Annotated in this window: 2 protein-coding genes; both read right to left on the minus strand. The window is 53.9% G+C overall.

Going from position 1 to position 4,920, the window contains the following annotated elements; genetic code table 11:
- Positions 1 to 463 precede the first annotated feature (463 nt).
- Positions 464 to 3,325 (minus strand): EAL domain-containing protein, encoded by a 2,862-nt coding sequence (locus tag CSQ89_RS19910; RefSeq protein ID WP_099407766.1) that lies wholly within the window; start codon positions 3,323 to 3,325, stop codon positions 464 to 466.
- 119 nt (positions 3,326 to 3,444) lie between these two features.
- Entirely contained in the window at positions 3,445 to 4,764 is a 1,320-nt protein-coding gene (gene argA / locus CSQ89_RS19915; protein ID WP_099407767.1) for an amino-acid N-acetyltransferase, read from the minus strand.
- Between the last annotated feature and the right edge of the window lie 156 nt (positions 4,765 to 4,920).

A 4,920-nucleotide genomic window follows, 5' to 3' on the forward strand; every position in this document is an offset into this window, starting at 1 on the left:
TGAATGCCTGAGCATCAAGACGCAGAAGAACCCATTCGCACTTTGCCGCAAGTTACTGATCAACGCCTCCCGCGCGGCTTATGATCAGTTACAGCTGCTTCTCGCAGCTACTGCGTAACATCAGCTAATAACCTGTTCAAGGTCTGCTGCACTTCAGCAATACGGAGTTGAAAACACCCTCGGAATGCGCATTTACCCTGTGTAAACGCCACTTCCTCGGCTGCTTCCGCCTTGTCTCGCCCTAACTCGCGAGACTTAGAACCCGTTTACGATTTTACTGCGCAGCCGTGATCAGGGCTCATGTGCTGCTCGAAATCCTCATGTACAAAAGTACATTCCGGCTTCTGCGCTGCGCTTCACCCCGCTGATAACTGCTCGCGACAAATCGTAAACAAGTTCTTGAACAGATTCTAAAACCCAAATTTGAGGCGCCCAGGGGAACGCGAAACCCTATCAAAAAATCTTAAGTCGCATCGGATGAAAAGGTTTCGTGAGTGCCAAAGGTGTGAATGGCTGGATGATCTGGCGTGGGTTTATCGAGGTAGTAGCCCTGAACCATGTCCACACCAAACTCGACCAGCATTTGCAGGGTTTCTTCATTCTCAACGAATTCGGCAACCGTCTTCTTGCCCATATCGCGGGCAATCGCAGCCATGCCCTTCACAAACACTTGGCTATCGTGATCGCGGGGCAGGTCACGGATAAACAAGCCATCTATTTTGAGTACATGTGCTTTAAGATGCTTGAGATAGGCGAAGGAAGAAAAGCCCGCGCCAAAGTCATCCAGACACACAGTGCAACCCGTATTGCGCAAGGCTTCGATAAAGCGTTGTGCATCCCGCATATCAGACACTGCGGCAGTTTCCGTCAATTCCACCATCAAGCGTGCGGCTTCTACATGGTGCTCGGCCAACATGGTCTTGATGTAATCAGGCAGGCTGGTTTCATCGAAGCTGCGGCCTGAAATATTCACCGCGACAGAAGGCATGGCTGGATAGCGAGCCAGTAGGCGAACCGCTTCGCCAATCACCCAGCGGTCGATATCCAGAATCTTGCCGCTCTTTTCAGCATGCGGAATGAAGTGGCCCGGTGTGATGATTTGCCCCGGGTTATTCGAGTCCTTCATGCGCACCAAGGCTTCCAGGTGGGCTACATCACGAGTGGCCGCTTCGTAAATGCCCTGGAAGTACAGCACAAAACCATCATTTTCCAGCGCATGCTGGATACGCTCATTCCAAGTCAACCGATTGACCATCTCTCGGCTGGCGTCACGTTCGGCTTGATACATGCGCCATGTCGCCTTGCCCGCCGACTTGGCTTGATACATGGCCGTATCCGCATGGGCCACCAGGTCTTCCGCCGATTCGGCGTGCATCGGAAACATCGCCACACCCAGGCTGGACGAAAGCCGCAGCGGTTGCCCGTCGACCGTAAACTGGATACCTGCAACCGTCGCGACAATGCGTGTCGCCAGATTCGTGACGTCCCCCTCGGTACAGTTGGGCACCAGAATGGCAAATTCGTCGCCACCCTGCCGTGCAAAAAACTCGTTGCGGCGAACCTGCCCAGAGATTTCCTCGGCCACGCGTTTGAGTAAATCATCGCCAACGCCGTGACCAAACGTATCGTTTACGTATTTGAACTCATCGAGGTCAAAGTACAGAACGGCCACGTTCTCCTGATTACGCTCGGCCTCAGCCAACATGCGCTTCAGCTGTTCCTGGAAAGCATGGCGGTTGTACAAGCCGGTCAGGGCGTCGCGTTCGGCCAGGAATACCATGCGTTCAGTCAGGAAATGCTCTTGCGTAACATCCTCATACACCCATAACCGGCCGGTAACATGGTTCTGTTCGTCCCGCACGGTAAAGCACTGCTGGGTGACGATACGGCCATCATTCATGTTTAGATCGCCTGGATAGTCATCCGTAGAAGCATTCATGCTCTCACTGGCTTCCAGCAGACTGGCGAAATCGTAATTTTCAGGTCGATTCAAAGCACTTTGCAGCACCTGGCCAATGGGCTTGCTGGTGATGGCAGTACTTTCATCAATAAGCCAAAGCGCTTTGAATGCAGGGTTATGAAACACAATCAGATTATGCGTGTCGACAAACAACACACCAAAACGCATGGCGGACAACAGCGCCGTCAACCGTGAACGCTCGCTCTCCGCACGGGCAAGATAAGTCTGGTTGAGCCCTTGTGACTGTTGCAACTCGTACATCGCGCGCTTCATTGCCAGCCGGTCTTCCTTGAGCTGGCTATTGTCACGCACCGAAGCACGCACACCCAGATAGTTATCGCCACTATCGTAAATGGACTGCCAACTCATCGCGGCCCAGAACACCTTCCCGTCACGCTTCATGGCGCGGAATTCGAAATCCTGCCCAGCGGTGCCTGTCAGTCCCTCCTTGATTGCATCAGAAACCCGATTGCGCTCTTCCAATGTCGCCAAGGGCAGCGGGAAATAACGCATCTCCATACACTCTTTCACCGAATAACCGGTAAGACGGGTTACCGACGCATTCACCCAGACCAATTCGCCGTCGGGGTTCAGCCAAAGCTCCACTCCATAGGTGTAGTCCGCGATGGCGAGGAACTTTTCTTCGTTTTTCTTTAACGCATCCAACCGTTCCTGCATACCCATCGACATCTGGTTAAAGCGGGTGGCCAGCGCGCTGACCTCATCATCGCCATCGACCTTGATCAACTGGGGCGCACCATCGGTAGCTTGGTGCTCTGCCGCTTCCATCAACTGGTACAGACGACGTGTCAGCCAAAAACCCAACAAAGCCAGTACCAAGGCGGACAAAACCGCCCCAATCACCACCACGGTCGCGCTCTGTATCAGCACCCTGTTGGCCGATTCACTCAACAACTCGGTTGAAAGGCCAAAGCGCAGTAAGCCATATTGCTTACCAGCCATCTTGATATCAATGCTGGCGTGTACCACAGGCGGGATGGTATTGCGGTAATGCAGGGCTTCCAACTGATCCGGCGGTGGCAAGGCAGTACCTACATCCCACCCACGGGCGGCCACCACCTTGCCCTGATGATCAAACAACACCAGGTAATCGATGCCATCCGGGGTACGCATACCATCAAGCAATTCCGCAGCCGGGGTGTAGTCGAGTGAAGCCATGGGCGGAGCCAAGGCGGCATTCAACAGCCGTGCCAATTCCTCCACCCGCACCTCGGTGGCACGCAACACCATATCCGACCAGACACGGTTGACATTGGCCAGCAACACGGCCAGCACAACAAATTGCACAACCAGGATAGCCAGTACCAGTCGGGCGCGCAGTGTTCGAAAGAAGGGGACGTGCATTACCCATCCTTCAGTCGAGTTTGTTTGCAATCAAAAATCATGCATGAGCCCAGTCTAGGCAAGGATAGTATCCCGCCGATGTTGCAATGGGCGCGTTCGCCAATCATAAATCTCACGTTTCAAAGGATCTTGATAAATACTTTAGAGCGCCGCTGCCAGTTATATAGTTCTTTCTTCTTAATGGGGAGCACATCAATCTCGGCAGGGACAAAGCCACGTTCGACAAACCAATGCGCTGTGCGGGTCGTCAATACAAACAATCGGGTAATCTTGAGCCGCTTGGCTTCACGCTCAACATGCTTGAGCAGCTGCTCGCCACGACCACCATCACGATAATCGGGATGCACCGCCAAACCCGCCAACTCCGCAATCTCGCTTTCCTCAAAAGTATGTAGTGAGACACAGCCCACAATCTTGCGGTCGTGCTCCAATACTGCAAAGCGCTCTACTTCCCGCTCCAGCAACTCACGCGAACGTTTCACCAGCACACCTTGCTCTTCCAACGGCTCGATCAATGCCAGAATACCGCCAATATCATCGATCACCGCACGCCGCAAGGTTTCCAGCGGCTCACGCGAGATCATGGTACCGATACCATCATGGGTGAAAAGTTCAGTCAGCATCGCGCCATCCAAATGGCGTGAGATCAAATGCGCACGCTGCACACCATGGCGCACCGCCCGGATGCAGCAAGGCAAGTAGAAATCCAGGTCGGTGGTCGTATTGGCTTCATTGGGCAGATAGGCTTCAGCCTCCGCAGCAGTCATTTCATTGAGCAACTCGCCCCCTTCGTCTACTACCCCGGGCTGATCAAGCAGGAAAATCAACTTATCGGCCTCCAAGGCCACGGCAGCAGTGGTCGCTACATCTTCCAGGGTCAAGTTGAAAACCTCACCGGTAGGGGAGTAACCAAGCGGCGACAATAAAATCGTCTCGCCAAACTCCAACCTATCGCGCATGGCTGCCACATCCAGCTTGCGCACCTCACCGGTGTATTGCATGTCCTCGCCTTCCCGCACCCCCATAGGCTGGGCAGTCACGAAATTGCCGCCGGCAACACGGATATCCGCATTTGCCATGGGGGAGTTGGCCAAGCCCATGGACAGCCCCGCTTCGATCTCAAAGCGCACCTGGCCGATAGCCTGCAATACAGGGACGATTGCATCACGTTCGGTTACCCGGACCCCTCGCTCCAGGCGAAGTGGCAGGCCAGCCTCTTCCAGCCGTTGGCTGATCTGCGGGCGAGCGCCATGCACCAGCACCAGATTCACGCCCAAACTGACCAGGGTATTGAGGTCATGTGCCAACGAGCCAAAATCACCATCGCGAATCAAATCCCCGCCAAAGGCAACGACAAAAGTACGGTCGCGAAAAGCATGGATATAAGGGGCTGCTTGACGAAACCAGAAGACAAATTCAGGAGAACCAATTTCAGGCATGACTAGGTTTTCTTTGATTTCTTATTCAGTAACTGATGTTACGCAGTAGCTGCGAGAAGCAGCTGTAACTGATCATAAGCCGCGCGGGAGGCGTTGATCAGTAACTTGCGACAAAGTGCGAATGGGTTCTTCTGCGTCTTGATGCTCAGGCATTCA

It is taken from the genome of Chitinimonas sp. BJB300 (assembly GCF_002735695.1).
GTDB lineage: Bacteria > Pseudomonadota > Gammaproteobacteria > Burkholderiales > Chitinimonadaceae > Chitinimonas.